The 25,500-nt window shown below is 72.2% G+C and carries 27 protein-coding genes; 16 read left to right on the forward strand and 11 right to left on the reverse strand.

Features of this window, described 5'->3' with window-relative positions; all coding sequences use genetic code 11:
- Positions 1 to 16: 16 nt before the first annotated feature.
- The 4 genes from ACFYOB_RS08240 to ACFYOB_RS08255 all read right to left on the reverse strand — a co-directional run bounded on the left by ACFYOB_RS08240 (position 17) and on the right by ACFYOB_RS08255 (position 3,045).
- Positions 17 to 655 (reverse strand): TetR/AcrR family transcriptional regulator, encoded by a 639-nt coding sequence (locus ACFYOB_RS08240; protein WP_388556208.1) that lies wholly within the window; start codon positions 653 to 655, stop codon positions 17 to 19.
- A 132-nt stretch (positions 656 to 787) separates the two neighbouring features.
- Complete coding sequence (locus tag ACFYOB_RS08245) at positions 788 to 1,435, reverse strand: phosphatase PAP2 family protein (RefSeq protein ID WP_388556211.1); 648 nt, start codon at positions 1,433 to 1,435, stop codon at positions 788 to 790.
- Positions 1,436 to 1,491: 56 nt separating this feature from the next.
- Positions 1,492 to 2,430, reverse strand: a complete 939-nt coding sequence (locus ACFYOB_RS08250) for a M56 family metallopeptidase (protein ID WP_388556214.1) — start codon at positions 2,428 to 2,430, stop codon at positions 1,492 to 1,494.
- Positions 2,431 to 2,511: 81 nt separating this feature from the next.
- Positions 2,512 to 3,045 carry a DUF5134 domain-containing protein gene (locus ACFYOB_RS08255; protein ID WP_388556216.1) on the reverse strand — a complete coding sequence of 178 codons (534 nt, stop codon included), beginning with the start codon at positions 3,043 to 3,045 and terminating at the stop codon, positions 2,512 to 2,514.
- Between the two features lie 173 nt (positions 3,046 to 3,218).
- Between ACFYOB_RS08255 and ACFYOB_RS08260 the strand changes: the two genes are divergently transcribed.
- A complete protein-coding gene (locus ACFYOB_RS08260; protein ID WP_388556219.1) occupies positions 3,219 to 3,758 on the forward strand; it encodes a GNAT family N-acetyltransferase in 540 nt (179 codons plus the stop codon).
- Between the two features lie 9 nt (positions 3,759 to 3,767).
- Here ACFYOB_RS08260 and ACFYOB_RS08265 read toward each other — a convergent pair whose 3' ends face one another.
- Together ACFYOB_RS08265 and ACFYOB_RS08270 are read right to left on the reverse strand one after the other, a co-directional pair.
- Positions 3,768 to 4,460 (reverse strand): glycerophosphodiester phosphodiesterase, encoded by a 693-nt coding sequence (locus tag ACFYOB_RS08265; protein ID WP_388556222.1) that lies wholly within the window; start codon positions 4,458 to 4,460, stop codon positions 3,768 to 3,770.
- 235 nt (positions 4,461 to 4,695) lie between these two features.
- On the reverse strand, positions 4,696 to 5,310 hold the full coding sequence (locus tag ACFYOB_RS08270) for a PadR family transcriptional regulator (RefSeq protein ID WP_388556225.1): 615 nt from the start codon (positions 5,308 to 5,310) through the stop codon (positions 4,696 to 4,698).
- Positions 5,311 to 5,359: 49 nt separating this feature from the next.
- Here ACFYOB_RS08270 and ACFYOB_RS08275 point away from each other — a divergent pair, with 49 nt between their 5' ends.
- From ACFYOB_RS08275 to ACFYOB_RS08300, 6 genes are all read left to right on the forward strand, one after another.
- A complete protein-coding gene (locus tag ACFYOB_RS08275; protein WP_388556228.1) occupies positions 5,360 to 6,481 on the forward strand; it encodes an LLM class flavin-dependent oxidoreductase in 1,122 nt (373 codons plus the stop codon).
- Positions 6,481 to 7,515: an alpha/beta hydrolase gene (locus ACFYOB_RS08280; RefSeq protein WP_388556231.1), complete on the forward strand. Its 1,035-nt coding sequence runs from the start codon at positions 6,481 to 6,483 to the stop codon at positions 7,513 to 7,515. The genes ACFYOB_RS08275 and ACFYOB_RS08280 overlap by 1 nt, the downstream gene beginning before the upstream one ends.
- Positions 7,516 to 7,596: 81 nt before the next feature.
- Positions 7,597 to 9,003: a DUF6421 family protein gene (locus ACFYOB_RS08285; RefSeq protein WP_388556234.1), complete on the forward strand. Its 1,407-nt coding sequence runs from the start codon at positions 7,597 to 7,599 to the stop codon at positions 9,001 to 9,003.
- Between the two features lie 26 nt (positions 9,004 to 9,029).
- Entirely contained in the window at positions 9,030 to 9,791 is a 762-nt protein-coding gene (locus ACFYOB_RS08290; RefSeq protein WP_388556237.1) for an SDR family NAD(P)-dependent oxidoreductase, read from the forward strand.
- A complete protein-coding gene (locus ACFYOB_RS08295) occupies positions 9,770 to 10,864 on the forward strand; it encodes a threonine aldolase family protein (RefSeq protein ID WP_388556240.1) in 1,095 nt (364 codons plus the stop codon). Before ACFYOB_RS08290 ends, ACFYOB_RS08295 begins: the two co-directional genes overlap by 22 nt.
- A 43-nt stretch (positions 10,865 to 10,907) precedes the next feature.
- Complete coding sequence (locus tag ACFYOB_RS08300) at positions 10,908 to 11,510, forward strand: transglutaminase family protein (RefSeq protein WP_388556243.1); 603 nt, start codon at positions 10,908 to 10,910, stop codon at positions 11,508 to 11,510.
- Here ACFYOB_RS08300 and ACFYOB_RS08305 read toward each other — a convergent pair.
- Positions 11,446 to 12,693, reverse strand: coding sequence for an MFS transporter (locus ACFYOB_RS08305; protein ID WP_388556245.1), 1,248 nt, complete (start codon positions 12,691 to 12,693; stop codon positions 11,446 to 11,448). The two genes, ACFYOB_RS08300 and ACFYOB_RS08305, sit on opposite strands and share 65 nt — an antisense overlap.
- A gap of 77 nt (positions 12,694 to 12,770) precedes the next feature.
- On the opposite strand from ACFYOB_RS08305, the gene ACFYOB_RS08310 reads away from it, so the two are divergent.
- From ACFYOB_RS08310 to ACFYOB_RS08320, 3 genes are all read left to right on the forward strand, one after another.
- Positions 12,771 to 13,322 carry a CGNR zinc finger domain-containing protein gene (locus tag ACFYOB_RS08310; protein WP_388556248.1) on the forward strand — a complete coding sequence of 184 codons (552 nt, stop codon included), beginning with the start codon at positions 12,771 to 12,773 and terminating at the stop codon, positions 13,320 to 13,322.
- A gap of 92 nt (positions 13,323 to 13,414) precedes the next feature.
- Positions 13,415 to 14,614, forward strand: a complete 1,200-nt coding sequence (locus tag ACFYOB_RS08315; protein WP_388556251.1) for an alginate lyase family protein — start codon at positions 13,415 to 13,417, stop codon at positions 14,612 to 14,614.
- 160 nt (positions 14,615 to 14,774) lie between these two features.
- Positions 14,775 to 15,218 (forward strand): hypothetical protein, encoded by a 444-nt coding sequence (locus ACFYOB_RS08320; protein ID WP_388556254.1) that lies wholly within the window; start codon positions 14,775 to 14,777, stop codon positions 15,216 to 15,218.
- A 76-nt stretch (positions 15,219 to 15,294) separates the two neighbouring features.
- Here the strand turns inward: ACFYOB_RS08320 and ACFYOB_RS08325 are convergent, their stop codons facing one another.
- Entirely contained in the window at positions 15,295 to 16,017 is a 723-nt protein-coding gene (locus ACFYOB_RS08325) for a lysophospholipid acyltransferase family protein (RefSeq protein ID WP_388556257.1), read from the reverse strand.
- Between the two features lie 271 nt (positions 16,018 to 16,288).
- Here ACFYOB_RS08325 and ACFYOB_RS08330 point away from each other — a divergent pair, with 271 nt between their 5' ends.
- The 5 genes from ACFYOB_RS08330 to ACFYOB_RS08350 all read left to right on the forward strand — a co-directional run bounded on the left by ACFYOB_RS08330 (position 16,289) and on the right by ACFYOB_RS08350 (position 20,922).
- Positions 16,289 to 16,618, forward strand: a complete 330-nt coding sequence (locus ACFYOB_RS08330) for a thioredoxin family protein (protein WP_388556260.1) — start codon at positions 16,289 to 16,291, stop codon at positions 16,616 to 16,618.
- Positions 16,619 to 16,919: 301 nt separating this feature from the next.
- Positions 16,920 to 17,450, forward strand: coding sequence for a flavin reductase family protein (locus ACFYOB_RS08335; RefSeq protein WP_388556263.1), 531 nt, complete (start codon positions 16,920 to 16,922; stop codon positions 17,448 to 17,450).
- 202 nt (positions 17,451 to 17,652) lie between these two features.
- Positions 17,653 to 18,438, forward strand: coding sequence for an electron transfer flavoprotein subunit beta/FixA family protein (locus ACFYOB_RS08340; protein WP_328924336.1), 786 nt, complete (start codon positions 17,653 to 17,655; stop codon positions 18,436 to 18,438).
- A 59-nt stretch (positions 18,439 to 18,497) separates the two neighbouring features.
- Positions 18,498 to 19,460 (forward strand): electron transfer flavoprotein subunit alpha/FixB family protein, encoded by a 963-nt coding sequence (locus ACFYOB_RS08345; RefSeq protein WP_388556266.1) that lies wholly within the window; start codon positions 18,498 to 18,500, stop codon positions 19,458 to 19,460.
- A 163-nt stretch (positions 19,461 to 19,623) separates the two neighbouring features.
- A complete protein-coding gene (locus ACFYOB_RS08350; RefSeq protein ID WP_388556269.1) occupies positions 19,624 to 20,922 on the forward strand; it encodes a DUF6986 family protein in 1,299 nt (432 codons plus the stop codon).
- 155 nt (positions 20,923 to 21,077) lie between these two features.
- Here the strand turns inward: ACFYOB_RS08350 and ACFYOB_RS08355 are convergent, their stop codons facing one another.
- Positions 21,078 to 22,064 (reverse strand): LacI family DNA-binding transcriptional regulator, encoded by a 987-nt coding sequence (locus ACFYOB_RS08355; protein WP_388556782.1) that lies wholly within the window; start codon positions 22,062 to 22,064, stop codon positions 21,078 to 21,080.
- A gap of 189 nt (positions 22,065 to 22,253) precedes the next feature.
- On the opposite strand from ACFYOB_RS08355, the gene ACFYOB_RS08360 reads away from it, so the two are divergent.
- Positions 22,254 to 23,291, forward strand: a complete 1,038-nt coding sequence (locus tag ACFYOB_RS08360; RefSeq protein ID WP_388556272.1) for an NUDIX domain-containing protein — start codon at positions 22,254 to 22,256, stop codon at positions 23,289 to 23,291.
- 9 nt (positions 23,292 to 23,300) lie between these two features.
- Here ACFYOB_RS08360 and ACFYOB_RS08365 read toward each other — a convergent pair whose 3' ends face one another.
- A complete protein-coding gene (locus ACFYOB_RS08365) occupies positions 23,301 to 23,999 on the reverse strand; it encodes an MBL fold metallo-hydrolase (protein ID WP_388556275.1) in 699 nt (232 codons plus the stop codon).
- A gap of 106 nt (positions 24,000 to 24,105) precedes the next feature.
- The gene (locus ACFYOB_RS08370) at positions 24,106 to 25,470 is read right to left on the reverse strand and encodes a dipeptidase (RefSeq protein ID WP_388556278.1); all 1,365 of its coding nucleotides are present in this window, start codon (positions 25,468 to 25,470) and stop codon (positions 24,106 to 24,108) included.
- Positions 25,471 to 25,500 lie beyond the last annotated feature (30 nt).

Genomic DNA, 25,500 nt, shown 5'->3' on the forward strand with positions numbered 1-25,500 from the left:
CCTTGACACCCAGGTGCTAGGGGTGTGACGGGAACGTTCCGCCGGGCGGCCCGCCGTCCGGCGGGACACCGAGCTCCCAGTCCAGCCCGTAGCGCTGGAACAGCTCGGCCCGCAGCCGGGCCGCAGGCATCGGCGCGCCCGGCAGCAGGACCGCCACCACGGCGCCCATCAGCAGCGCCCGCAGGAGCGGATAGTCCACGTCCACGTCCGTCGATCCGTACCGGGTGACGGTGTCCCGCAGCAGTTCGGCGAGCCGCTGCTGCTCGGCGCACTGGACGAAGCCCTCGGCCTGGAGGATGCCGGCCATGTGCGTGCGCATCAGCCTCGGCGCGTCCCGGGCCAGCCCGAGGATCGCGTCGATGGCCCGGGCCAGCCGCTCGCGCCCTTCGTCCTCGCCGGTGGGCAGGGGCTCGCGCTCCAGCGCCGCCTGCAAGGTGAGGTGCATCAGCCGGTGCACCGCCGACTGCAGCAACTGCCGCTTGCCCGGGAAGTAGTACGAGACCAGGCCGCGCGCGGCGCCCGCCCGGTCGGCGATGTCGCCGAGCGTGGTGGCCTCGTAGCCCCGCTCGGCGACGAGTTCGACCGTCGCCTGGAGCAGCCGCTCGCGGGAACGTCTGCGCAATTCTTCATTGACCGATGCGCTGCGCGGGGACATGCTTACTCCTGCGTTGACTGGCTCAGAGCCAATATACTCAGCGCGCGGGTTCGCCTGCTCTGGGTGAAACGGGGGATCGCCCAGGGCAGGCACACCCCCCAGGGCAGGCACACCCCCCAGGCGCGGCACACCTCACGGTCCGGCGCGGCCGGGTCCCGGCCGGCAGACGGAGCCGGCCGTCACGAATGCCACCAGGGCCACGCCCAGCAGCCAGCCCGCCACGACGTCCGTCACCCAGTGGACCCCCAGGTAGAGACGGGTGAACCCGACTCCGACCACGGAGACGACGGCCACCGTCCAGGCGGTGGCCGCCCACCGTGCGGGAGCCGGCCGGGGGAGCAGCCAGAGCAGTAGCCCGACCACCACCGTCGCCGTCATCGCGTGGCCGGACGGGTAGGCCGAGAAGTGGGCCGAATCCACCGGGTCCGGCCACACCGGGCGCCCCCGTCCCACCAGCCCCTTCATACCTTGCTGCACCACTACGGCCACCAGCGTCGCCAGTGCCACCCGCAGCGCCCGCTCCCGGTCACCGCGCCACCACAGCGTCACGCAGGCGACGGTGGCCAGGGCCCGCATGGTCCACGGATCCCACACCCAGTCGGTGAGGATCCGCATCGTGTGGGTCACCCCGGGATGGGCGACGGCATGGCCGTGCAGATCCCGGGCGACCCGGTCGTCGTACGACAGGAGCGGCTGCCACCCCGCCACCACCAACACCGTCAGTACGGCCGCGAGCAGCGCGCAGCCGATGCCCGCCCAACGCACGTGATCGTTCCGCATACGGGGATCCTGCCACCGGAGGGCGTACCGGAGGGCGTACCGGCGACGGGCAGGCGCTACGCCAGGGCGCTCAGCCCCGGTACGAGGGCCACCAGCAGCGGCACCGCCGGGACCAGCGTCGCCAGCGCCGTCAGCCGCAGCCTGTTCATCGCGGACAGCCGGGGCGCGGCCGACAGCAGCCGCGCCACCCGCTCCTGCACATGTGCCTGCGGAGCGGCGGAGGGCCCGAACACCCCGCGGTCCTCGTTCAGTCCGACCAGGGCCAGGGCGACGGTGAGGCGCCCGTACCGCCGCGAGGCCACGTCGTCGGCGGCCAGCTCGACGAGGCGGTGCATCTCCGCCTCGAAGGCCGCGAAGACGGGTACCTGCGGAAACCCGCCGGCCAGCGCCCGCGAGCAGTGCAGCAGCCAGTCGTGGCGGGCCGCCGCGTGCCCCTGTTCGTGCGCGAGCACCGCATCGAGCTGGCTCCCCTTGAGCCGGCCCAGCGCCGCCGTCGTGACCACGAGCTGCGGGGCCGCCCCGGGCAGCCACCAGGCGTCCGGCCGCTGCCCCTCCAGGACGACGAGCCGCGCGCCCGCGGGGTCCTCGCCGGGCAACAGCGGGGCCCGCTCCAGCAGTTCGGTGCCCTGGGTGCGCCGCCGGGCCCGCGCCCGCAGTACCTCCCGGGCCAGCATCGTCCCGGTCCACAGCGCCCCGCCCGCCAGCGCGAGCGCCGTACCGGCGGCCCAGGGGCCTCCGGACGCGCCCAGGGCGTACGCGTCGACCACACCGTGCGGGGCGGCGGCGAACAGCCGCCCCCGGACCGCCTGCCAGGCGGCCGCCGCGCTCAGCAGCATCGACAGTCCGAGGCACAGGAGCACCGCACCCACCACGCACTGCCACACCCACAGGGCGACGACCGGTTCATGCTCGGGCCATCGGGCCCGGCCCAGCAGGCGGGGCGCGAGCACCGCGGTCAGAGCGCCGAGCAGCAGGAGTGCGGCGGGGACCATCATGGCCACCAGCCTATGAGCGGGGGGCTACCTGCGGGTACGGCCTCGGGTGATTGGTGACGCAGGACACGTGGGGCGCCGCCGTCACATGGTGAGCAGCATGGCCAACATCGCCGTTCCCATGGCCAGTCGGCAGGCCCGGGTCAGCTCGGCCGCCTTCTGGGGACCGGCGGCCGGTCCGCCCGCGGCCGCGACCGTGTGCGCGCCCCCGCCCTCCGCCACCAGCCGGGCCCCGCCCAGCAGGACGTACCCCGCGAAGTAGAGGAGCAGCGCCCCGGTGACCAGGGGCAGCCCCGCGCCGTGCCCGGACCCCGCGGCCGTCCTCAGCGCCATGTAGGCCATGGCCAGCGAGCCGACCAGGTGGTGCGCGTGGTGCACCCCGCCGCGCAGCATCCACACGGCGTGCAGGGCGGCGGCGCAGAAGACCACCCCCAGCACGAGGGCCTGCCACCCCTCACGGACGCCGACGGGCACCGCCATCAGCGCCATGCCGAACCCCATCACGGCCTCCCCGGCGGCGCCGCCGCCCGATCTGCGCACCTGCCCGAGGCAGTACGCGCCGCTCACCGCGCACAGCAGGACGAGCAGCCAGGAGGAGACGGAGGCGGATGCGGACATGGTGGAACCGTGCACGGCGGAACCTCCCGGTTCGTCGGCGTCACGGGAAGAGATGCCCGTCCGGGGTGGCCCGCACGCCGCCCCCGGTTAGGTTCTCCTTATGCGGCCCCGGGATAGGCTCTCCGGAGCCGCACAGGGCATGTCATGTGCCACCGCGTAGAACGGAGCCCCCGATGTCGACCGCCAACCCCGCCGCCCTGAGCTTCCGCACCGCCGTGGAGGCGGACGTGACGGAGCTGGTGGCACTCGTCGAGTCCGCGTACCGCGGTGACGCCAGCCGCGGCGGCTGGACCACGGAGGCCGACTACCTGGAGGGGCAGCGCACCGACGCGGACGGGGTCCGCCAGATCATCGAGACCCCCGACAGCACCCTGGTGGTCGTCGAGCGCGCCGGTGAGCTCGTCGCCTGCTGCCAGCTCGAACACCGGGGCGACCACGCCTACTTCGGGATGTTCGCGGTCCGTCCCGGGCTCCAGGGCGCGGGCCTCGGCAAGGAGATCCTGGCCGAGGCCGAGCGCCGCGCCCGCGAGACGTGGGGCGCCAAGGAGATGCGCATGACGGTGGTGAACGTGCGGGAGGAGCTCATCGCCTACTACGTGCGCCGCGGTTACCGGCGCACCGGCGAGCTGAGCCCCTTCCCCTACGGCGACGAGCGCTTCGGGGTCCCGCTCCGCGACGACCTGGCCTTCGAACTGCTGGTCAAGTCGCTGTAGCCGGACCGGCTATGCGGTGAAGCGCCCCGTGCTGCGGATCTCCGGGAAGTCGGTGACCGCGCCGTCCAGGCCGAGCGCCCGCGCGAGCCGCAGCTGGTCCAGGGTGTTGACGGCCCGGCCGGTCACCCGCAGCCCGGCCGTGTGCGCCGTCTCCACGGCCTCCAGGGTGAGCCGCCGGATGTCCGCGGCGATCGTCGCCGCGCCCGCGGTCCGCGCCCGTGCCACCAGGTCCCCGGCCCCGTCGCCGAAGGAGTCCGCATAGAGCACGGTCCGCGCGCCCGGCACCCGCCGCGCCGTCTCGGCCAGCAGCGCGTCGTCGGGGGAGGCCACTTCCACGCGGGCGGTCAGGTCGAGGCGCAGGAGCAGCTCCGCGAGCGCACCGGCGGCGGCCCGGTCCCGTACCGACGCCTGCAGCGGGACCCGGACCGCGTCCAGGACGTCCTCGAAGACCGGCACGCGCTCGCCCTCGCCGGCGTCCAGTTCGCGTAGTTCGGCCAGGGTCAGATGGGCGACGGCCCCCGAGCCGTCGGTGGTCCGGTCCACCTCGGGGTCGTGCAGGGCGACGAGGGCGCCGTCCTTGCTCAGTTGGAGGTCCAGGGCGATGGCGTCCATGCCGGAACGTTCCGCTCGGAGATACGACCGCAGGGTGTTCTCCGGTTCGACACCCATGACCCCGCGGTGACCGATGGTGAGGAAAGTCAAGGTTCTCTCGCTTCCGTCGACGGCGGCTCCCCGCGCGGTCGCGGTGTCCCGACCGGCCGCGCGCGGTGAGGACGCATGCTAGTGCGCCGACGGCGCGAAGGGACCGGCCGTGCAAGGCCCCGCAGGTGCTCACCGGCCGCTTCCCGCCGGGGTTGTGCGCCCGGGTGCGGCCGGTGGCGGTCCCGCCGCGTCACCCGGGCGTGGGCGTGTCCCGGCCGGCTTGACCGGCCCCGGCTCAGGCCTCGGTGACGGCGGCCGGAGCGGGTTCCCCGTGGTCGGCGGCCAGGTCGGCGAGGTCCTGCAGGAGGGCCTGTGCGAGCTCCAGTTCCGCCAGGTGCTGCCGCTCGCTCCAGCGCAGCGCGAGGGCGGGGAAGGCCCATTGCGGAACGTCGGCCGCGTGCTCCATCGCCTCCCGTACGGCGGCCAGTTCGGCCCGGGTGCGCTCCATGTGTTCGCCGACCATCGCGCGCAGCCGCTCCGGCTCGGCGAGGTGCCCGAGCCAGACGCGCAGCAGCAGCCCGTGCTTGAGCACCGGGGGACCGGCCTCGGCGGTGTCGGCGGCCCAGCCGGCCAGGGCCTCGCGCCCGGCGTCGGTGATGGCGTAGCGGCGCTTGGCCCGCGCCTCCTCGGGCCCCGAGCGCGCGGAGGCCGCGTAACCCAGCTCCTCCAGCCGGCGCAGCTCCGCGTAGATCTGGCTGATGGCCGGTGACCAGTAGAAGAAGCGCAGCGAGGAGTCCGCCCACTTCTTCAGCTCGTAGCCGGTGCGCTCCCCCGGGAAGGAGAGCAGACCGAGAACCGCCCACGCGGTCGGCGGTAGCTCTTGCTTCTTCACCTTCTGACTACTAGTCATATTCCTAATTGAAGTAAGACCGGGCACGGGACGCAACCCTGGAGGCACCGTGAAATTCTCCGTGATCTTCGAAGCCCAGCTGGCCGACCCGACCGTGGAGCGGGAGCACCAGGTCATCCGCGACTGCGTCGAGCAGGCCGTGCTGGCCGAACGGATGGGATTCGACCGGATCTGGGCGGTCGAGCACCACTCGCTGAAGTGGTACGCGCACATGTCCGCGCCGGAGGTCTTCCTGACCTGGGTCGCCGCCAAGACCAGCACCATACGCATCGGTCACGGGGTCGTGTGCATGCCCTTCAACTTCAACCACCCGGTGCGGGTCGCCGAGCGGGCCGCCATGCTCGACCTGCTCTCGGGCGGGCGGCTCGACCTCGGAGCCGGGCGCGGGGGCACCGAGCAGGAGACCTCGCTGTGCGGGGTGGACCGGGAGCGGACCGCGGCGGAGGTCGAGGAGGCCCTGCGGATCATCGGCAGGGCGTGGCAGGAGGAGCAACTGGAGTACCACGGGGAGCTCGTCGACATCGACCCGCACCCGATCCTGCCGCGGCCGCGGCAGACCCCGCATCCGCCGCTGTTCCTGGCGTGCAGCCGGGGGGAGACCCTCGTCCAGGCGGCCGAGCTGGGGATCGGGGCCCTGGTGATGGGCTTCGCCGGACCCGAGTCGATCGCGGGGATGCGGTCCGTCTACGACGCGGCCGTCGCCGGGCGGGACGGCAGCCGGTTCGTGTCCACGGTGGTCAACGACCACTTCTCCGTGCTCTGCCCGACCATCGTGCTCGACGACCGGGAGGAGGCGCGGCGGATCGGCGTCCGCGGGCAGCGGTTCTTCGCCCAGTCCATCGGCCACTGGTACGGCGGGGCGGGCATCCCGGACGAGGCGGTGGTCGCGGGGGCCGACGAGACGGCGCGGATGCGCGAGGCCGCCGAGCAGGTGGTGGCCCGGCTGCACGAGCTGGACATCCCGGTCCGGCCGACCTCGACTGCCACCTTCAACGCCGACCACGCCTACGGCAGCGCCGACGACGCCATCGCCTACGTGGAACGGCTCCGGGCGGCGGGGGCCGACGAGATCATGTGTCTGGTCCAGATGGGCACGGTGGAGCAGGAGGCCTGCCTGGAGACCCTGCGCCAGTGGGGCGAGAAGGTCATCCCGCACTTCCGGGGCGCGTGATGAACGGACCCGCGACCGGACCGGCGACGGGACCCGCGACCGGACCGGCCGACCGTCTCGACCCCGCCGCCCGCCCCTTCCTGGACGCCCTCGCGGCCGGCTTCCCCGATCTCGGCGGGAGTGTCACCGACGCCGACGAGGCCCGGCGGATCCTGGCGGCCGCGCCCCGCCCGACGGCGCGCAGGCCGCGCGTCGGAGCCGTCCTGGACCGGACCGTTCCCGGTCCGCCGGGGGCCCCGGCCGTCCCCGTGCGCATCTATCTGCCCGACCCGGAGCAGTGGCCGGGGCCCCGCCCGACCGTGGTGTTCTGCCACGGCGGCGGCTGGGTGCTGGGTGACCTCGACTCCTACGACACCACCGCGCGCACCATTTCGCGAGCGGCCGGCGCCGCCGTGGTCTGCGTCGGCTACCGGCTGGCCCCGGAACACCGTTTCCCGGCGGCCGCGCACGACGCGTACGCGGCCCTCTGCTGGGCCGGCGGGAACCTCGGCGAGCTGGGCGGCGACCCGGACGCCCTGGTGGTCGCGGGGGACAGCGCCGGGGGCAACCTCGCCGCCGCCTCGCTGCTGCTGGCCCGCGAAAGCGGGGGACCGGCCGTCGCCCTCCAGGTGCTGGCCTACCCCGCGCTCGACGCCGCCCAGGACGGCGAGTCGTACCGGATCAACGCCGAGGGCTGCTTCCTGACCGCCGCGCACATGGCCTGGTTCTGGGAGCAGTACCTCGGCCCGGGTGTCGGCGGCGGGCATCCGACGGCCTCGCCGCTGCGCGCGGACCTGACCGGGCTGCCGCCCGCCCACGTGATCGTCGCCGGGTGCGACCCGCTGAGGGACGACGGGCTGGCGTACCACCGCAGGCTGGGGGAGAGCGGAGTCCCTTCGGTCCTCGACCTCCGGACCGGGATGTTCCACGGCTTCCTGACGCTGTCCGAGGTGCTGCCGGAGGCCCGACAGGCCATGGAGCGACTGGGCGGAGCCATCCGTTCCACGCTGACGAACGGGAAGACTTTCGGTGAATCAGGGGGTCGCGCAGGATAATTTCCCGAGTTACCACTTGAGCGGAAGAGCCTCACACGTTTACGCTGCCTTGACGTGAGGTTCTCCTGTGGAGGAAGTGACATGACGGAAACTCTTGTGCCGGGTGTCGGCGGTGCCGTGATAACCGCCGGGGCGCGGGTGGTCGACCACCCCGCGTGGCCCGAGCTCAAGGCCGCCGTGGAGGAGATCCGCCCCTGGCAGTCCGCGGACGGGTCCATCGACTTCGGGGCAGAGGGCGCAACCGCCCAGCACACCGCCGAAGCTGCCGTCGGGCGCGTGATCCGCGCCGTCGAGACGCTGTCCCCGCTGCTCCCGCACGCCACGGCGTACCACCAGGCGCTCGTTGACGACCTGCGCAAGTGGGCTGCCGGGGGCTTCCAGGTGCCGGACTTCCTCGATTCCCTGCTGGCCTTCCAGCCGGCCGCCGAGCGCGCCGACGGGCTCCAGCACCTCGTCGTCTTCCCGATGTACACCCAGAACGGCAACCCGGACCGCAACCTGGAAGCCGTCGTGCTCAAGATGGTGTGGCCCGAGTGGCTCGCCGAGCTGGAGCGCACCCGCTACGACAACCCGCTGTTCCTCGGCATCACCTTCGAGGACTTCACCCCGGGCTACGACACCCACTCCGCCGTGCTCTTCCCGGAGACCATCGCCGTCCGCGAGGCCCCCGAGCGCTTCACCTGGGGCGGCATCTTCTGCGACCGTGAGGCCGCGCGCTACCGCAAGGTCACCGAGGCCGCCGTCGACATCCTCGGCATCGAGCTGCCCGAGGACATCGCCCGCATGGTCGAGGACCAGGAGCGCTGCGAGAAGGCGTTCGTCCTGTGGGACATGGTCCACGACCGCACCCACAGCCACGGCGACCTGCCGTTCGACCCCTTCATGATCAAGCAGCGCCAGCCGTTCTGGATGTACGGCCTGGAGGAGCTGCGCTGCGACCTCACCGCCTTCAAGGAGGCCGTGAAGCTGGAGTCCGAGGGCAACGAGCACGGCCGCGACGTGCAGTACGCCGTCCTCTTCGACCGGATGTTCCGCTTCCCGGTGTCGGGTGACCGCAACCGCAACTACGACGGCCTCGGCGGCCAGCTGCTCTTCGCGTACCTCCACAAGCACGACGTCGTGCGCTGGACGGACAACAAGCTGAAGATCGACTGGATGCGTGCCCCGCAGGTCACCAACCAGCTGTGCGGCGAGATCGAGGACCTCTACCGGGCCGGCATCGACCGCCCGAAGCTCGTCCACTGGTTGAAGGCCTACGAGCTGGTCTCGACGTACCTCGCCCCGCACCCGGGCTCCAAGTGGGCCAAGGGCGCCGAGGCCCTCGACATGACGCAGCCTCCGCGCAAGCTCGTGGACGACGTGCTTCCGGACGAGTTTCCGCTGAGCATGTTCTATGAGGCCCTCGCCAAGAAGCTCAAGGGCGTGATCGCTTCGGCGAAGGGCATCACGGCCCGCAATGCGGAGAACGCCGATCGGGCCGCCGCGTGAGCACTCGCCCTCAGGAGGCTGCACAGATGAACGGCTCCGGGAACAGCAACGGAAAGCTGCACGGAGCGGTGGTGGCGGTGGCCGGGGCCGGCGGGCCCGCCGGCCGCGCCGCCCTGCTCCGCCTCGCCGAAGCGGGTGCGGTGGTCGTGGCGTCCGACGCAGATCCGACGCGCCTCGCCGAGGCCGTGGACGCGGCGCGCTACGCCCACGGTGGTGCCACCGTCACGGGTGACACCGTGGACCTGCTCGACCTCGACGCGACCAAGGCGTGGGCCGAGCGGACCGAGAAGGAGTTCGGCCGGATCGACGGTCTCGTCCACCTCGTCGGCGGCTGGCGTGGCAGCAAGACCTTCACCGACGTCGACCTCGCGGACTGGGACTTCCTGGAGAAGCTCCTCATCCGCACGGTCCAGCACACCTCGCTCGCCTTCCACGACGGACTGCTGCGCAGCGACCGCGGACGCTTCGTCCTGGTCAGCCAGTCCGGCGCGCACAAGCCGGTCGCCAACAACGCCGCGTACAACGCGGGCAAGGCGGCCGCCGAGGCCTGGACCCTGGCCATGGCGGACTCCTTCCGCAAGGCGGGGGGTGACGAAGGCCCCGTAGCGGCGGCTGCGATCCTGGTCATCAAGGCACTGGTGCACGACGCGATGCGCGCCGAGCGTCCCAATGCGAAGTTCGCGGGCTTCACCGACGTCAAGGAGCTGGCCGAGGCCATCGCCGGCGTCTGGGAGCGGCCCGCCACCGATGTGAACGGACAGCGTCTGTGGCTCACTCCGCAACCGTGAGAACCGATGCCGGGAAGACCGATGCCCGGCGGCACCACGATCCGGCGGTGCGCGGTTTCGCGAGCGACAACTACGCGGGGATCCACCCCGAGCTGCTCGCGGCCGTCGCGCTGGCCAACGGCGGCCACCAGGTCTCGTACGGCGATGACGAGTACACCGAACACCTGCAGAAGGTCTTCCGCAGCCACTTCGGTCCGTACGCGGAAGCATTCCCGGTCTTCAACGGCACGGGCGCCAACGTCGTCGCCCTGCAGGCCATGACCGACCGGTGGGGCGCCGTGATCTGCGCCAAGACCGCCCACATCAACGTGGACGAGGGCGGCGCGCCGGAGCGGATGGCGGGCATCAAGCTGCTCGCCGTGCCCACCCCCGACGGCAAGCTCACCCCTGAGCTGATCGACCAGGAGGCCTGGGGCTTCGAGGACGAGCACCGGGCCATGCCCCAGGTCGTCTCGATCACCCAGAACACCGAACTCGGCACGGTCTACACCCCGGACGAGATCAAGGCCATCTGCGATCACGCCCACGGCCTCGGCATGAAGGTGCACCTCGACGGCGCCCGGATAGCCAACGCCGCGGCGTCGCTCGACATGCCGATGCGCAGCTTCACGAACACGGTCGGCGTGGACGTGCTGTCGTACGGCGGCACCAAGAACGGCATGATGTTCGGCGAGGCCGTGGTGGTGCTCAACCCGGACGCGGTCCGGCAGATGAAGCACATCCGCAAGATGTCGATGCAGCTCGCCTCGAAGATGCGGTTCGTGTCGGTGCAGCTGGAAGCGCTGCTCGCCAAGGACCTGTGGCTGCGCAACGCCCGGCACGCCAACGCGATGGCGCAGCGGCTCGCCGCGGGCGTGCGCGAGACGGACGGTGTGGAGATCCTCTACCCGGTGCAGGCGAACGCGGTGTTCGCGCGGCTGCCGCACGAGGTCTCGCGACGGCTGCAGAAGCGTTACCGCTTCTACTTCTGGGACGAGGCGGCCGGCGACGTCCGCTGGATGTGCAGCTTCGACACCCAGGAAGAGGACGTGGACGGCTTCCTCCAGGCGCTCAAGGAAGAGCTCGCCCGCTAATTCAATAGATATACAAATTGCGGCATAGGTATGCTCCTGGATCATGGAACTGATCCAGGAGCAAACCGGCATTGCCGCCTACCTGGCGGCCGATGACGTCATCGACCACCACCACCCGCTCGTGCGCGAAACCGCGGACGCGTTCTGGACCGCGACGGGCGGTGACGCGCACGCGTACGCCGAGGCCGCCTTCGAGTTCGTCCGCGACACGATCCCGCACTCGGCGGACTCGGGTGACCCGCGCGTCACCTGGCGCGCCTCGGACGTGCTGGATACCCGCAACGGCATCTGCTACGCCAAGTCGCATGCGCTCGTGGCCCTGTTGCGGGCCCGGGGCATCCCGGCCGGCTTCTGCTACCAGCGCCTCGCCGACGACGACGGGACCAATCCCATGATCCACGGTCTGATCGCGCTGCGCCTGCCCGGCGCCTCGCGGTGGCACCGCCAGGACCCGCGCGGCAACAAGCCCGGCGTGGACGCCCGGTTCAGCCTCGACGGCGAACAACTGGCCTTCCCCGTCCGCCCGGAGCTCGGCGAGATCGACTACCCCGAGCTGTACGCCACCCCGCACCCCGCCGCGCTCAAGGCCCTCCAGGAGTCCGCCGACCGGCCGGAGTTGTGGCGGAAGCTTCCGACGGAGCTGTAACCGGCGACGGCGCCGCTGAGGTGCCGGGACCCCGCGCCGCCGTCAGCGCGTGCAGTAGGGCCGCCGCGAGCTGCAGTCCGGCGATCCCGGTCAGCAGCGTCCATGCCGGCGCGTCGGCCGCGAGCCCCACCAGGGCCGCCCCGGCCGACGCCGCCGTCACCTTCAGCCCCGCGCCCAGGGTGAACACCTGCGTCCGGACCTCGTCCGGGGCGTACTCCGAGCGGATCCGCAGGGTGGCCGTGAGCAGCGGTCCGTCGCACACCCCGGCCACCGCGAACAGCGCCGCCGCCGCGGCGACCGACGAGGTGAACGCGGCCGCCGCCAGAGCCGCCCCGGTCCCGGCCAGCGCCCACCGCACGAGCAGGCCCGGCTCCACGGACGTCATCCGGCCCAGCGTCAGCGAGCCCGCCAGCGCGCCCACCGCGAAGGCCGTCATCAGGACGCCCCCGGCGCCCGGGCTGCCGAGCCCGTCGGCCAGCAGGACCGAGGTGGTGGTGAGGGCGCCCACGCCGACGAAGGCCATGGTCGTCGCAGAGGTGACCGCCCGCAGCTCCCGGACCCGCCACAGGGCGGCGAGCCCCGCGCCCAGCCCGGCCCGGGGTCCGCCCTTCGACGGGCCCGCGCCCGGCTCTTCGTACGGAAGCGTGGCCGCGAACCCCGCCGCCAGCGCGCCGGAGACCGCCAGGACCGCCATCGCCGGAGCGGCGGAACCGAGGGCCGCGGCCAGGCTGACCGCCGCGGGCGAGGTGACCGAGGCGGCGTTGTAGGTGGAGGCGTCCCAGCTGTACGCCCGGTCGCGCCCGGCACCCGCCGGGACCAGCCCCGTGACCAGGCTGGACAGCCCGCCCGTCACCATCGGCCCGCAGCTGCCGCCGAGCGCCGCCACCACGAGCACCAGCGGCACCGGCGCCCGGCCCAGCAGTACGGCCAATGTCGCCACGGCGGTCGTGAACCCCGCCAGGGCGCCGACGTGGAACAGCCTCGGCCGGCGGGCCCGGGCCGCGGCGGCGCCCGCCAGCGGAGCCGCCAGCACGTGCGGGGCCAGCCAGGCCGTCACCACGAACGCCCCGTACGCCGCGCTCCCGGTGCGCTCCAGGGCGAGCAGCACCACGGCCATCCCCATGCCCTCCGAGGCGAACCGTGCGGCCAGCGCCGCTGCCAGGTACCGCCCGAACCCGCTCATCCCCGGACCCCCCAGTGTGTAACGTGATAGGCGCACAAGACGTTACGCCATTCGCGTGTAAGGGGAAAGGATCCGGCATGGCGGACTCCCGAGGGGGCTTCTCGGCGGCCCGGCGGCTGCTCGACCTCGCCGAGGCGGTACGCGCCGACCCCGAGCTGCCGCGCGCCGCCCTCGCCGAGCTGCTCGCCGGGCACGGGGAGCGTCCGGCGGACCTCACCGAGCAGGCGTTCTCCGAGGCGGGCGCCGCCGAACTGCGCACGGCCGCCCGGCGGATGGCGGGCGTGCTCGGCGAGCGCGACGAGGACCGTGCCGCCGACGCCCTCAACGCCCTGCTGGCCGAGTGCGCCACCCGACCCCGGTTGACCCGGCACGACGGCCACCCCTGGCACCTGCACGTGGACCGCGGGGAGGAGGCGGGCTGGGGCGACTGGTTCCTCGCCTCCGGCGCCCTCGCCCTCGCCCAGCTGCTCACCGAGTACGGACGGATCGCCTGGGGCGCCTGCGCCGCCGCGGGCTGCGGGCGGTTCTTCCTCGCCACCGGGCCGGGCAGCGCCCGCCGGTACTGCTCCACCGCGTGCGCCGGCCGAGCGCGCGTCGCCGCCCATCGCCGCCGCAGGCGCGAAAGCTGACAGGAAAGTTTCTTGTCGGATATCGTTGTCAGCTTGGCATGGGCATGAGTACTTTCGAGGGCGCCGGAACCCCTCCCACCGGAAGGCCCCCCATGCGTTTCGGATTGCCCGCCGCGCTCACCGCCCTGGCCCTCGGCCTGGCGGCGGCCGTGGTCCCCGTCCCCACCCTCGCGGCGCCCCCCGCCCCCGCCCCCGCGGCGCCCGCGCAGTTCGCCCACCCCGGAGTCCTCAACAGCCGCGCCCAGCTGGACTTCGTACGGACGAAGGTGCAAGCGGGGCAGCAGCCGTGGAAGTCGGCCTTCGACTCCATGCTCGCGAGCAAGTACGGCTCGCTGTCCCGCACGCCCAAGCCGCGCGCCGTCGTCGAGTGCGGCTCGTACTCGAACCCGGACATCGGGTGTTCCGACGAGCGCGAGGACGCCATCGCCGCCTACACCCAGGCGCTCGCCTGGTACATCACCAGGGACAGCAGGTACGCGAAGAAGTCGATCGAGCTGATGGACGCCTGGTCCGCGCAGATCAAGGACCACACCGACAGCAACGCCCCGCTGCAGAGCGGCTGGGCGGGATCGACCTGGCCGCGCGCCGCCGAGATCGTCAAGCACACGTACGACGGCGGATGGCCGGGCCAGGGGCGGTTCGCGACCATGCTGCGCGACGTCTACCTGCCCGAGGTCATCAACGGCCGGCCGAACAGCAACGGCAACTGGGAACTGATCATGATGGACGCCGCCGTCGGCATCGCCGTCCACCTCGACGACCACGCGAGCTACGACAAGGCGATGGGGATCTACCTCGGCCGCGTCCCCGCCTACTTCTACCTGGCGTCCGACGGCGCGCAGCCCGTCTACCCGCCTCGCTCGTCCATCGACACCAGGAGCGAGCTGGTGGAGTACTGGCACGGCCAGAGCACCTTCGTGGACGGCCTCGCCCAGGAGACCTGCCGGGACTTCGGCCACACGGGCATGGGGATCGCGGCGACCATGCACGTCGCCGAGACCTCGCGGATCCAGGGGCGCGACCTGTACCCGCAGTTCAAGGACCGCTTCCGGCACGCGCTCGGCTTCCACGCGAAGTACGAACTCGGCGAGGCGGTGCCGTCCTGGCTGTGCGGCGGAACCCTGGCCAAGGGCATCGGCCCGGCGACCGAGGTCGGCTACAACGCCCTGCACACCCGGCTGGGCGTCACGCTGGAGAACACCCGCAGGCTCACCGAGGGGCGGCGCCCGGCGGGCACCGAGAACCACTTCGAGGCGTGGGAAACCCTGACCCACGCCGAGAACCCCAACTGAGCGGGGCGTGAAGGCGCGGGCCACAGCGGCTCGCGCCGACCCGGCTATCAGGGGTGCTCCGGTCCGTCAAGCCACGAAATTCAGGGACGTGATGCGACGCGAGGGGTGAGGCGTACTGGAGGTGTCCATTTTTCGCCCCTCTCGTCAGAGGAGAACCGCCATGACTCACCCCTTTCGAACCCGACGCCTTGCTCTGTTCGCGGCCTCGACCGCCGTAGCCGCCGGAGCCGTGCTGGTGCCCACGACCTCCTTCGCCGCCACCCCGGCGGCATCCCACGTGGTCGTGGCGGAAAGTGACGGGGACGACGCCAACAAGTCCAACCTTCTCCTGGTCGTGCCTCCCGGCAGCGAAGGCACCATCAAGGTCGACCCCGACCACGGGCAGCCCGCCAAGCATCAGCCCGGCAAGTGGGGCAAGAAGCGTCCGGGCAAGGGCGGTTCATCCGACGACAGGATCGTCGTCACCCCCGGGAAGCCGGCCCAATGGCAGTGCATCGTCGCCCCGTGCGGTCCCCCCGAGGACGACTCGGTCGTGGGCGGTATCGCCATGCCCGGCACCGTGGACCCGCCGCAGCTGCCCGACGGCAGGACCTTCCCGGGCTGAGGCGCCCAGCGCCAGGATCCCGGGGTGACTGCGGCCCCGTCCCTTGGAGGGACGGGGCCGCACTCTGCTGTGGGGATCAGCCCGCTTCCTTCACCTGGGCCGGCGTCGGGGCGGTCCCGCCCAGGTGGGCCGGCAGCCACCACGAGTCCTCGGTGCCCTTGGGCTTCTCCGGGTAGGCGCGCTGCGCCGCGTCCAGCAGCTCCTGCACGCGCTCGCGCAGCCGCCGGGTGATGGCACCGGCGTACTGGTCCTTCGGCGCGTCGAGCGGCTCGCCGACCCGCATCGTGACCGGGATGTGGCTGCGCTTGAGGTTCTTCGGGCGACCCTTGGTCCACAGGCGCTGGGTGCCCCACAGGGCCACCGGGATCAGCGGTACGCCGGCCTCCTGCGCCATGCGCGCCGCACCCGACTTGAAGCTCTTGAGGGTGAAGGACTGGGAGATCGTCGCTTCCGGGAACACCCCGATGATCTCCCCGGCGCGCAGCGAGTCGAGCGCGTGCTGGTACGCCGACTCACCCTGCGCGCGGTCCACCGGGATGTGCTTCATCGCGCGCATCAGCGGGCCGGACACCTTGTGCCGGAACACCGACTCCTTCGCCATGAAGCGCACCAGGCGCTTCTGCGGCCGCGCGGTCAGGCCGGCGAAGATGAAGTCGAGGTAGCCGATGTGGTTCGACACCAGGACCGCCCCGCCCTTGCGCGGGATGTTCTCGGTGCCCTTCATGTCGATACGGATGTCCAGCGCACGGAAGAGCGTGTGTGCGGCGCCGATCACCGGAGGGTAGACGAACTCAGCCATGGTGCGGAGACCGCGCTTTCTGCCTGGGGAGGTACTCCCGGCCGGAAGTTACGGCAGCGTAGGTACGCGCCATTGGGGATCGTGCCCCATGCGCGCGCTGCTGGCCAGCCCAGACGCCCGTGCCCGGGGAGATTCTCGTCACGCCGGGAATCGTGCAGGTCCGGCGGGCGCTTCGTTCCCCGTACGAGCGTACGGCGATGATGTACGTACACGAAGGCAAGGGCCGGTCGACACGGTCGAGTCGACGGCCGAGGTGACGACGGGAGTGCGGGTGCGCGGGCAGGATGAGGCGCCGGGCCGGCTGGGCGCGGCGGAACTGGGCGCGGAGCCGGGGGAGCGCGCCAGCCTGGTGCAGTTCTCCAGCGCGTTCTGCCAGCCCTGCCGGGCCACCCGGCGGATCCTCGCCGAGGTCGCGGCGATGGTCGAGGGTGTCGCGCACATCGAGATCGACGCCGAGGACCGGCTCGAACTGGTCCGGGCCCTGGGGATCGAGAAGACCCCGACCGTGCTCGTCCTGGACGGGGCGGGCCGGATCGTCCGGCGGGCGGCCGGGATGCCGCGCAAGGCGGATGTGATCGCCGCCCTGGGGGCCGCCGTCTGACAGGCGCGCAGGTGGGCGGGCCGGCGGACGCGCCGGTCCGGTCATCGGTGTGAGGACCGGCACACGCGCCGTGCCGTGAGCCCGCACGCAGCGTGACGCGCCTGACATCTGCCGGATCCCGCTTGACTGTGTACACGCGCGATCGACAGGCTGGCCGTATGCCGTATGAACTCCTGCTCTACGGACGGGTCCACGTCGACCTCGTCCGCCACGCGAGCGCGCGCTGTTGGGATCACTGAACGTCCCCGGTCCCCGATCCCCGACAGTGCCCGCGTGCTCCGCGGCAGAAGGAAGTACTCCGATGACCGCTCCTGCGGCCCCGACGGCTCCGTCCCCCCGATTCGACGCAGGGCTCCCCGGCTCGCCCGACCTCCTGCGCTCCGTGTTCCGGCAGCACGCCGCCGGAGTCGCCGTCATCACAGCCGAGACCGGCGGCCGGCCTGCGGGCTTCACCGCCACCTCGCTCAACTCCGTGTCCGCAGACCCTCCGCTGCTCTCCTTCACCATCGGCACCGGGTCCTCCAGCTGGCCCGCCGTACGCGACAGTGAGTACCTCGGCGTCCACGTACTCGGCGAGCACCAGCGGGAGCTGGCCGGCCTCTTCGCGCGGAGCGGAGCCGACCGTTTCGGCCCGGGCACCGACTGGAGCACGGGGCCCCACGGGGTTCCCGTGCTGGACGGCGTGCTGGCGTGGCTGGTGTGCAGGGTGGTGGCCCGTGTGCCCGCCGGCGAGCACCGTGTGATCATCGCGGAGGCGGTCGTGGGGGATCCGGCGGGGGAGGGGCGGCCCCTCCTGTACCACCAGGGTCGCTTCAACGCGCTGCGCGACTGAATCGTCCCTGCTGGGGCGGGTTCGGGCGGCGTTGGACAGATCACAGTTCACCGGCCTTGCAACCGTGGAGCACCCACGGTGTACTGACGAGTAACATTCCCTTCGGAGCGCGGGCCGCCCCGACCGGGATCCGCCCGACAAGGCGCCTATGCTGCCTGCACAAGGCGGTATCAGAAAAAGACGATGCGGTAGGAGAGCCGGCGTGAGCCTGAGGATCGTTGTCTGTGTGAAGTACGTGCCCGACGCCACCGGCGACCGGCACTTCGCCGATGACCTGACCGTCGACCGCGACGACGTCGACGGCCTGCTGTCGGAGCTCGACGAGTACGCCGTCGAGCAGGCGCTGCAGATCGCCGACGAGGCCGACGATGCCGAGATCACCGTTCTGACGGTGGGCCCCGAGGACGCCAAGGACGCGCTGCGCAAGGCGCTGTCGATGGGCGCTGACAAGGCCATCCACGTCGAGGACGACGACCTGCACGGCACCGACGTCATGGGCACCTCGCTGGTGCTCGCCAAGGCGATCGAGAAGGCCGGCTACGACCTGGTCATCACCGGCATGGCGTCGACCGACGGCACCATGGGCGTGCTCCCGGCGATCCTGGCCGAGCGCCTGGGTGTCCCGCAGGTCACCCTGCTCTCCGAGGTCAAGGTCGAGGACGGCACCGTGACCGGCCGCCGCGACGGCGACACCGCGAGCGAGCAGCTGGAGGCCTCCCTCCCCGCGCTCGTCTCGGTGACGGACCAGTCGGGCGAGGCCCGCTACCCGTCCTTCAAGGGCATCATGGCCGCCAAGAAGAAGCCGGTGGAGTCCTGGGACCTGGAGGAGCTGGAGATCGAGGCCGACGAGGTCGGCCTGGAAGGCTCCTGGACCACGGTCGACTCCGCGGCCCAGCGTCCGGCCCGTACCGCCGGCACGATCGTCAAGGACGAGGGCGAGGGCGGCAAGCAGCTGGCCGAGTTCCTGGCCGGCCAGAAGTTCATCTAAGAACTTCGGCCACTCCTCACAAGCCCCCAGACACTTCGCAATAGCAGGAGAGCAGTCCCATGGCTGAAGTTCTCGTCTACGTCGACCACGTGGACGGCGCCGTCCGCAAGCCCACCCTTGAGCTGCTGACGCTGGCCCGCCGCATCGGCGAGCCCGTCGCCGTCGCCCTGGGCGCCGGTGCGGCCGACACCGCCGCCGTGCTCGCCGAGCACGGCGCCGTCAAGGTCCTCACCGCCGACGCCCCCGAGTTCGCCGAGTACCTCGTCGTACCGAAGGTGGACGCGCTCCAGGCCGCGTACGAGGCCGTCTCCCCGGCCGCCGTGCTCGTCCCGTCCTCCGCCGAGGGCAAGGAGATCGCCGCCCGCCTGGCGGTCCGCATCGGCTCCGGCATCATCACCGACGCCGTCGACCTGGAGGCGGGTGAGGAGGGTCCGGTCGCGACGCAGTCCGCCTTCGCCGCGTCCTTCACCACCAAGTCCCGTGTCTCCAAGGGCACCCCGGTCATCACCGTGAAGCCGAACTCGGCTCCGGTCGAGGCCGCCCCGGCCGCCGGCGCCGTCGAGGCGCTCGCCGTCACCTTCGGCGCCCTGGCCACCGGCACCAAGGTCGTCTCCCGCACCCCGCGCGAGTCGACCGGCCGCCCCGAGCTGACCGAGGCCGCGATCGTGGTCTCCGGCGGCCGCGGCGTCAACGGCGCCGAGAACTTCCACATCATCGAGGAGCTCGCGGACTCCCTCGGTGCGGCCGTCGGTGCCTCGCGCGCCGCCGTCGACGCCGGCTGGTACCCGCACTCCAACCAGGTCGGCCAGACCGGCAAGTCGGTCTCCCCGCAGCTGTACATCGCTTCCGGCATCTCGGGCGCGATCCAGCACCGGGCCGGCATGCAGACCTCGAAGACCATCGTGGCCATCAACAAGGACGCCGAGGCCCCGATCTTCGACCTGGTCGACTACGGCGTGGTCGGCGACCTCTTCGCGGTCGTCCCGCAGCTGACCGAGGAGATCAAGGTCCGCAAGGGCTGACCTGCGGATAAGTGGTCTCCGGGGCCGTGTGGTGATTCTCACCGCACGGCCCCGAGTCGTTTGTCCAGGACGGGAGAGGGACCATTGACGGAGCGGAACCGCGTGACTAAATTCTGCTATGCGGATCTAAGCTTCCGTGAAGCGGAAAAGAGGAGAGTGCACGATGGGTCAGCAGGAGAAGGTGGCGACGAGCCTCGCAGGCGCGGTCAGCGAGGGCATCAGCGCCTCCCTCGCGCCGGTGGACGCGGAACTCGCGCGCCACTACCCGGGCGACCCCGGCACCCGTCAGCCCATCCACACGGTCTACGTGCCCGGTGACGTCTTCGCCGCCGACACCATCCGCTCCTGGGGCGACCAGGCCCTCGCCGCCCTCGACGAGCACGCCCCCGACGCCGCCACCTTCGCCAAGGTGCTCGGCATCTCCGACGAACTGGCCGTACCCGTCTACGACCGCGTCCGCGCCAAGCTCGCCTCCGAGCCCATCGAGGACCTCCGCGTCGACTTCGAGGACGGCTTCGGCGTCCGCTCCGACGAGGAGGAGGACCAGGCCGCGGCCCGCGCCGCCCGCCTCGTCTCGGAGGCCTTCTCCAACGGCACGAACGCCCCGTACATGGGCATCCGCATGAAGTGCATGGAGTCCAACGTCCGCGACCGCGGCATCCGCACCACCGACATCTTCCTGTCCGGCCTGCTGGCGAACGGCGGACTCCCCGAGGGCCTCGTCCTGACCCTCCCGAAGGTCACGTACGCCGAGCAGGTCAGCGCCTTCGTGAAGCTGCTTGAGGCCTTCGAGACCGCCCGCGGCCTGCGCCCGGGGCGGATCGGCTTCGAGATCCAGATCGAGACCAGCCAGTCCATCCTGGCCTCCGACGGCACCGCCACCGTGGCCCGGATGATCGAGGCCGCCAAGGGGCGCGCCACCGGTCTGCACTACGGCACCTTCGACTACAGCGCCTGCGTCGGCGTCTCCGCCGCGTACCAGTCGAGCGACCACCCGGCCGCCGACCACGCGAAGGCGATCATGCAGGTCGCGGCCGCCGGCACCGGCGTACGCGTATCCGACGGCTCCACGAACGTCCTGCCGATCGGCACCACCGAGCACGTCCACGAGGCCTGGAAGCTCCACTACGGCCTGACCCGCCGCGCCCTGGCCCGCGCCTACTACCAGGGCTGGGACATGCACCCGGGCCACCTGCCGACCCGCTACGCGGCCGTCTTCACCTTCTACCGCGAGGGCCTCGACGCCGCCGCCGCGCGCCTGAAGGCGTACGTAGCCAAGATCGAGGGCGACGTGATGGACGAGCCCGCCACCGCGAAGGCGCTGGCCGGCTACCTGGTGCGCGGCCTCGACTGCGGCGCCGTCGGCGCCGACGAGGTCACCGCCCTGACCGGTCTGACCCGCGCGGAACTGGACGCCTTCGCGATCCCGCGCCGCTCGGCGACGTTGACGGCGACCGCCTGAGCCGTGTGGTTCCGCACGAGGCCCGGCCGGGGACGCCCTGGCCGGGCCTCGCGTCCTCAGGCGCGTCGGATCCCATCGCCGCACCGTGCCGTCCGGGCCGACCGCCGCCGCCGGCGGGGCCGTTCCCGTGTTGCGCGGGCTGATCCGGTGAGGCGTCAGGCAGTCGGCGGGAGTTCGCCCGAGCCGCGGGGGATCAGGCGGGTCGGGAGCTCGATGCGGGTCGGGGGGAGGTCGGTTCCGGAGAGGCGCTGGAAGAGGCGGTCCGTGGCCACCCGGCCCAGCTTCGCCGGGTCCTGGGCGACCACGGTGACGCCGGGGCGGAGCAGGTCGGCCAGCTCGAAGTCGTCGAAGCCGACCAGGGCCACCGGGCGCTCCCGGTCGGCGATGACCCGTACCACGGTGACCGTCACGCGGTTGTTGCCGGCGAAAAAGGCCGACACCGCCTCCGGGCCCGCGAGCATCGCCCGGGCCGCCGCGGAGACCCGCTCGGGAGCCGTGGAGCCGAGGGAGACCCAGGATTCGGCCACGGGCAGGCCCGCGTCCGCCATCGCCTCGCGGTAGCCGCGCAGGCGCTGCGCGGCCGTGTGGATGCGCGGATGGTCGCCGATGAAGCCGATGCGGCGGTGGCCGCCCGCGATCAGGTGCGCCACCCCGTCCCGGGCGCCGCCGAAGCTGTCCGAGAGCACCACGTCCGCGTCGATCCGGCCGGCCGGGCGGTCCACGAAGACGGTGGCCACACCCGCCCGGATCTCCGGTTCCAGGTAGCGGTGGTCGTCGCCCGCCGGGATCACGATCAACCCGTCGACCCGGCGCGCGCACAGCGCGAGCGCCAACTCCCGCTCGCGGTCCGGGTCCTCGGCGCTGGAGCCGTTGAAGAGCAGCGCGCCGTGTGCACGGGCCACCTCCTCCACCGCGCGGCTCAGCGGGCCGTAGAAGGGGTCGGCGAGGTCCTCAAGTACCAGGCCCACGGTGGCGGTTCGGCCCTTGCGCAGGACGCGGGCGCTGTCGTTGCGGCGGAAACCGAGGGCGTCGATGGCCTCCTGGACCCGCTGCTCCGTGTCGGGGGTGACGCCGGCCTCTCCGTTGACCACCCGGGACACCGTTTTCAGGCCCACGCCCGCCCGGGCCGCCACGTCCTTCATGGTCGGCCGGTTTCCGTAACGGGGGTCGGACGGGCGGCGGCTGATGGGCACGGTGGGGAAACCTCCGGAGGTATCGGGCGGCGCTGTGACCTTGAGGATAAGCACTCGGCCGAGAGTGAGGTTTCCGTGGCAGGGTGAGCGGGGCAAGCCACTGGGGGCTCCGGCGGAGCCATGGGGAGAGGGGTAGACGTGATTGTCTGGATCAACGGCACATTCAGCGCCGGAAAGACCAGCACGGCCCGCGAACTGACAGGAATCCTGCCGGACAGCACTCTGTTCGACCCGGAGTTGATCGGCGACGCGCTGCGCGTTCTGCTGCCGGGCAAACGTCTGGCGGAGGTCTCCGACTACCAGGACCTGCCGAGCTGGCGGCGCCTGGTGGTGGACACGGCGGCGGCGATGCTCGCGGAACTGGGCGGGGTGCTCGTCGTACCGATGACCCTGCTCCGGCAGGAGTACCGGGACGAGATCTTCGGCGGTCTGGCGGCTCGCCGGATAGCGGTGCGCCATGTGCTGCTGGCCCCTGAGGAAACGATCCTTCGGCAGCGGATCGCGACGCGGGAGGAGCCGGGCGAGCCACAGGAGGTGGACCTCCGGGTCCGCCAGTGGGCCTACGACCACATCCCCGTCTACCAGCAGGCACTCGGCTGGCTCACCGCCGACGCGCACGTCATCGACAACGGCGCCCTGAGCGTGCGCGAGACCGCGGAGCGGATCGCCGAAGCGGTGCGCACCGATGAGGCCCGGGTCTGCGACATCGTGCAGACCCCGGAGCCCACGCGGGAGACGGTGGCGTCCGGGGTGCTGCTCTTCGACGAGCAGGACCGGGTGCTGCTGGTGGATCCGACGTACAAGGCGGGCTGGGAGTTCCCGGGCGGCGTCGTCGAAGCCGGCGAGGCACCCGCGTGCGCGGGCGTACGGGAGGTCGCCGAGGAACTGGGCCTCGTACTGGACCGGTCGCCCGGTCTGCTCGTCGTCGACTGGGAGCCCCCGCAGCCGCCCGGCTACGGAGGGCTGCGCCTGCTCTTCGACGGTGGCCGCCTCACGGACGGCGCGCAGGACCGGCTCCGGCTGCCCGGCCCGGAACTGCGGGCCTGGCGCTTCGTCACGGAGGCCGAGGCCGCCGGACTGCTCCCGCGGCACCGCTACGAGCGCCTGCGCTGGGCCCTGCGCGCCCGGGAGCGGGGCCGCCCCCTGTATCTGGAGGCGGGCGCTCCGGTCGGCTGACGGGGTACGTCAGGTCGTGGTCTCGGCGGCGGCCTTGGCGAGGGCCGCCGCCGTGTCCGACGTCAGAGGATCGCCGTGTCCGAAGCAGGCCACGGAGGGAGCGAGCGCGGCCAGGCGGTGGAAGGAGTCGATCGCCCGCGCACGGTCCACGTTGAACACGCCCAGCATCAGAGGGCCGACGGCGGCGACGCAGTCACCGGTGAACAGCACCCCGTGGCGGGGGAGGTGCACGCCGATGCTGCCGTCCGTGTGGCCCGGGGCGTGGACCACGTGGGCCCCGTCCCCGAAGTCCAGCACGTCCCCGTCCTCCAGCTCCCCGTCGACCGGGGTGGGCGAGGCGCCGGGCACCACCGTCAGGGCGTGCTCGTACAGCGGGACCTCCCAGTCCAGCAGTACCGGTTCGGGTACGGGCAGCTCTCCCCGGATCACGGGCGCGTCCAGCCGGTGGGCCAGGACGCGCGCGTCCCAGCGGGCGGCGAGCTCACCGGCCGCGCCGATGTGGTCGCCGTGGCAGTGCGTGAGGACGATCCGCTCCAGCCGCCCGGGATCCAGCCCGAGGGAACGTATCGCCCCCTCGATCTCGGCGGCCGACTCGACGTTGCCCGAGTCGACCAGGGTGAGGGCTTCGCCGTCCTGCCAGAGGTACGCCTGGCCGATGGGGAAGCGGAGCATGTGGAGCCGGTTCGGAAGTACTTCGACAAGATCCATACCGCGAACGTACGGACCCGGCCCCGCCCCGCGCACGCGAGTTCACCGGGAGCGCAGTACGCCCAGGGCGCACTGCGCCCTGGGCGTACGGCCTACTCGCGGCGGGTCAGCCGCGCTTGGACTCCGCGTAGTTGACGAGGAAGAGGGCCTCGGCCACCGACAGGCGCTCCAGCTCCTGCGGCGACACGCTCTCGTTGACCGCGTGGATCTGCGCCTCCGGCTCGCTCAGCCCGATCAGCAGCATCTCCGCGTCCGGGTACAGCTGCGTCAGCGTGTTGCACAGCGGGATCGAGCCGCCCATGCCGGCGACCTGCATCTCCTCGCCCGGGTAGGCCTCCTGCAGCGCTGCCGCCATCGACGCGTACGCCGGGCTGCTCGTGTCCGCCTGGAACGGCTGGCCCTGCCCCACGATCTCCAGCTCCAGGCGCGCCTTCCACGGGGTGTGCGCCACCATGTGCGCCTCCAGGAGCTTGACGGCCTCGGTGGTGTCCACGCCCGGCGGCACCCGCAGGCTTATCAGCGCGCCGGCGCTCGCGTGCACCGACGGCGTCGCGCCGACCACCGGCGGGCAGTCGATGCCGAGCACCGTCACGGCCGGACGGGCCCACAGCCGGTCCGCGATCGTGCCTTCGCCGATCAGCTCGACCCCGTCCAGCACCTTCGCGTCGCCGCGGAAGTCCGCCTCCGGGTACTGCAGGCCCTCCCACACCGCGTCCGAGGCCAGCCCGTCCACGGTCGTCGAACCGTCCGCCGCGCGCAGCGAGTCCAGTACCCGGATCAGCGCGGCCAGCGCGTCGGGGGCGACGCCGCCGAACATCCCGGAGTGCAGGTTGCCGCCCAGCGTGTCGATCTTCACCTTGAGCAGGCACATGCCGCGCAGCGTCGCCGTCACCGTCGGCAGCCCGAGGCGGAAGTTGCCCGCGTCGCCGATGACGATGGTGTCGGCGGTCAGCAGCTCCGGGTTGGCTTCGGCGTACTGCTGGAGGCCGCCGGTGCCCTGCTCCTCCGAGCCCTCGACGATCACCTTCACGCTCACCGGCACGCCGCCGTTGGCCTTCAGGGCGCGCAGCGCCAGCAGGTGCATGATGAACCCGCCCTTGCAGTCGGCGGAGCCGCGCCCGTACCAGCGGCCGTCGCGCTCGGTCAGCTCGAAGGCGGGGGAGATCCAGGCCGCGTCGTCCAGCGGCGGCTGCACGTCGTAGTGCGCGTAGAGCAGTACGGTCGGCGCGCCCTCGGGGCCGGGCAGGAAGCCGTACACCGACTGGGTGCCGTCGGGGGTGTCGAGGAGCGCCACGTCCTGGAAGCCCTCGACGCGCAGCGCGTCCGCGACCCAGTTCGCGGCCGCCTCGCTCTCGCTCTTGGGGAACTGCGCCCAGTCCGCCACCGACTGGAAGGCCACCAGCTCGGTCAGCTCCTGCTTGGCGCGGGGCATCAGCGAGGCGATGGTCTCGGCGATCGGATTCTGGGACATGGGCACGCTCCTTTTGGGTGCGACGTTGTG

It is taken from the genome of Streptomyces sp. NPDC006463 (assembly GCF_042870715.1).
Lineage (GTDB): Bacteria > Actinomycetota > Actinomycetes > Streptomycetales > Streptomycetaceae > Streptomyces.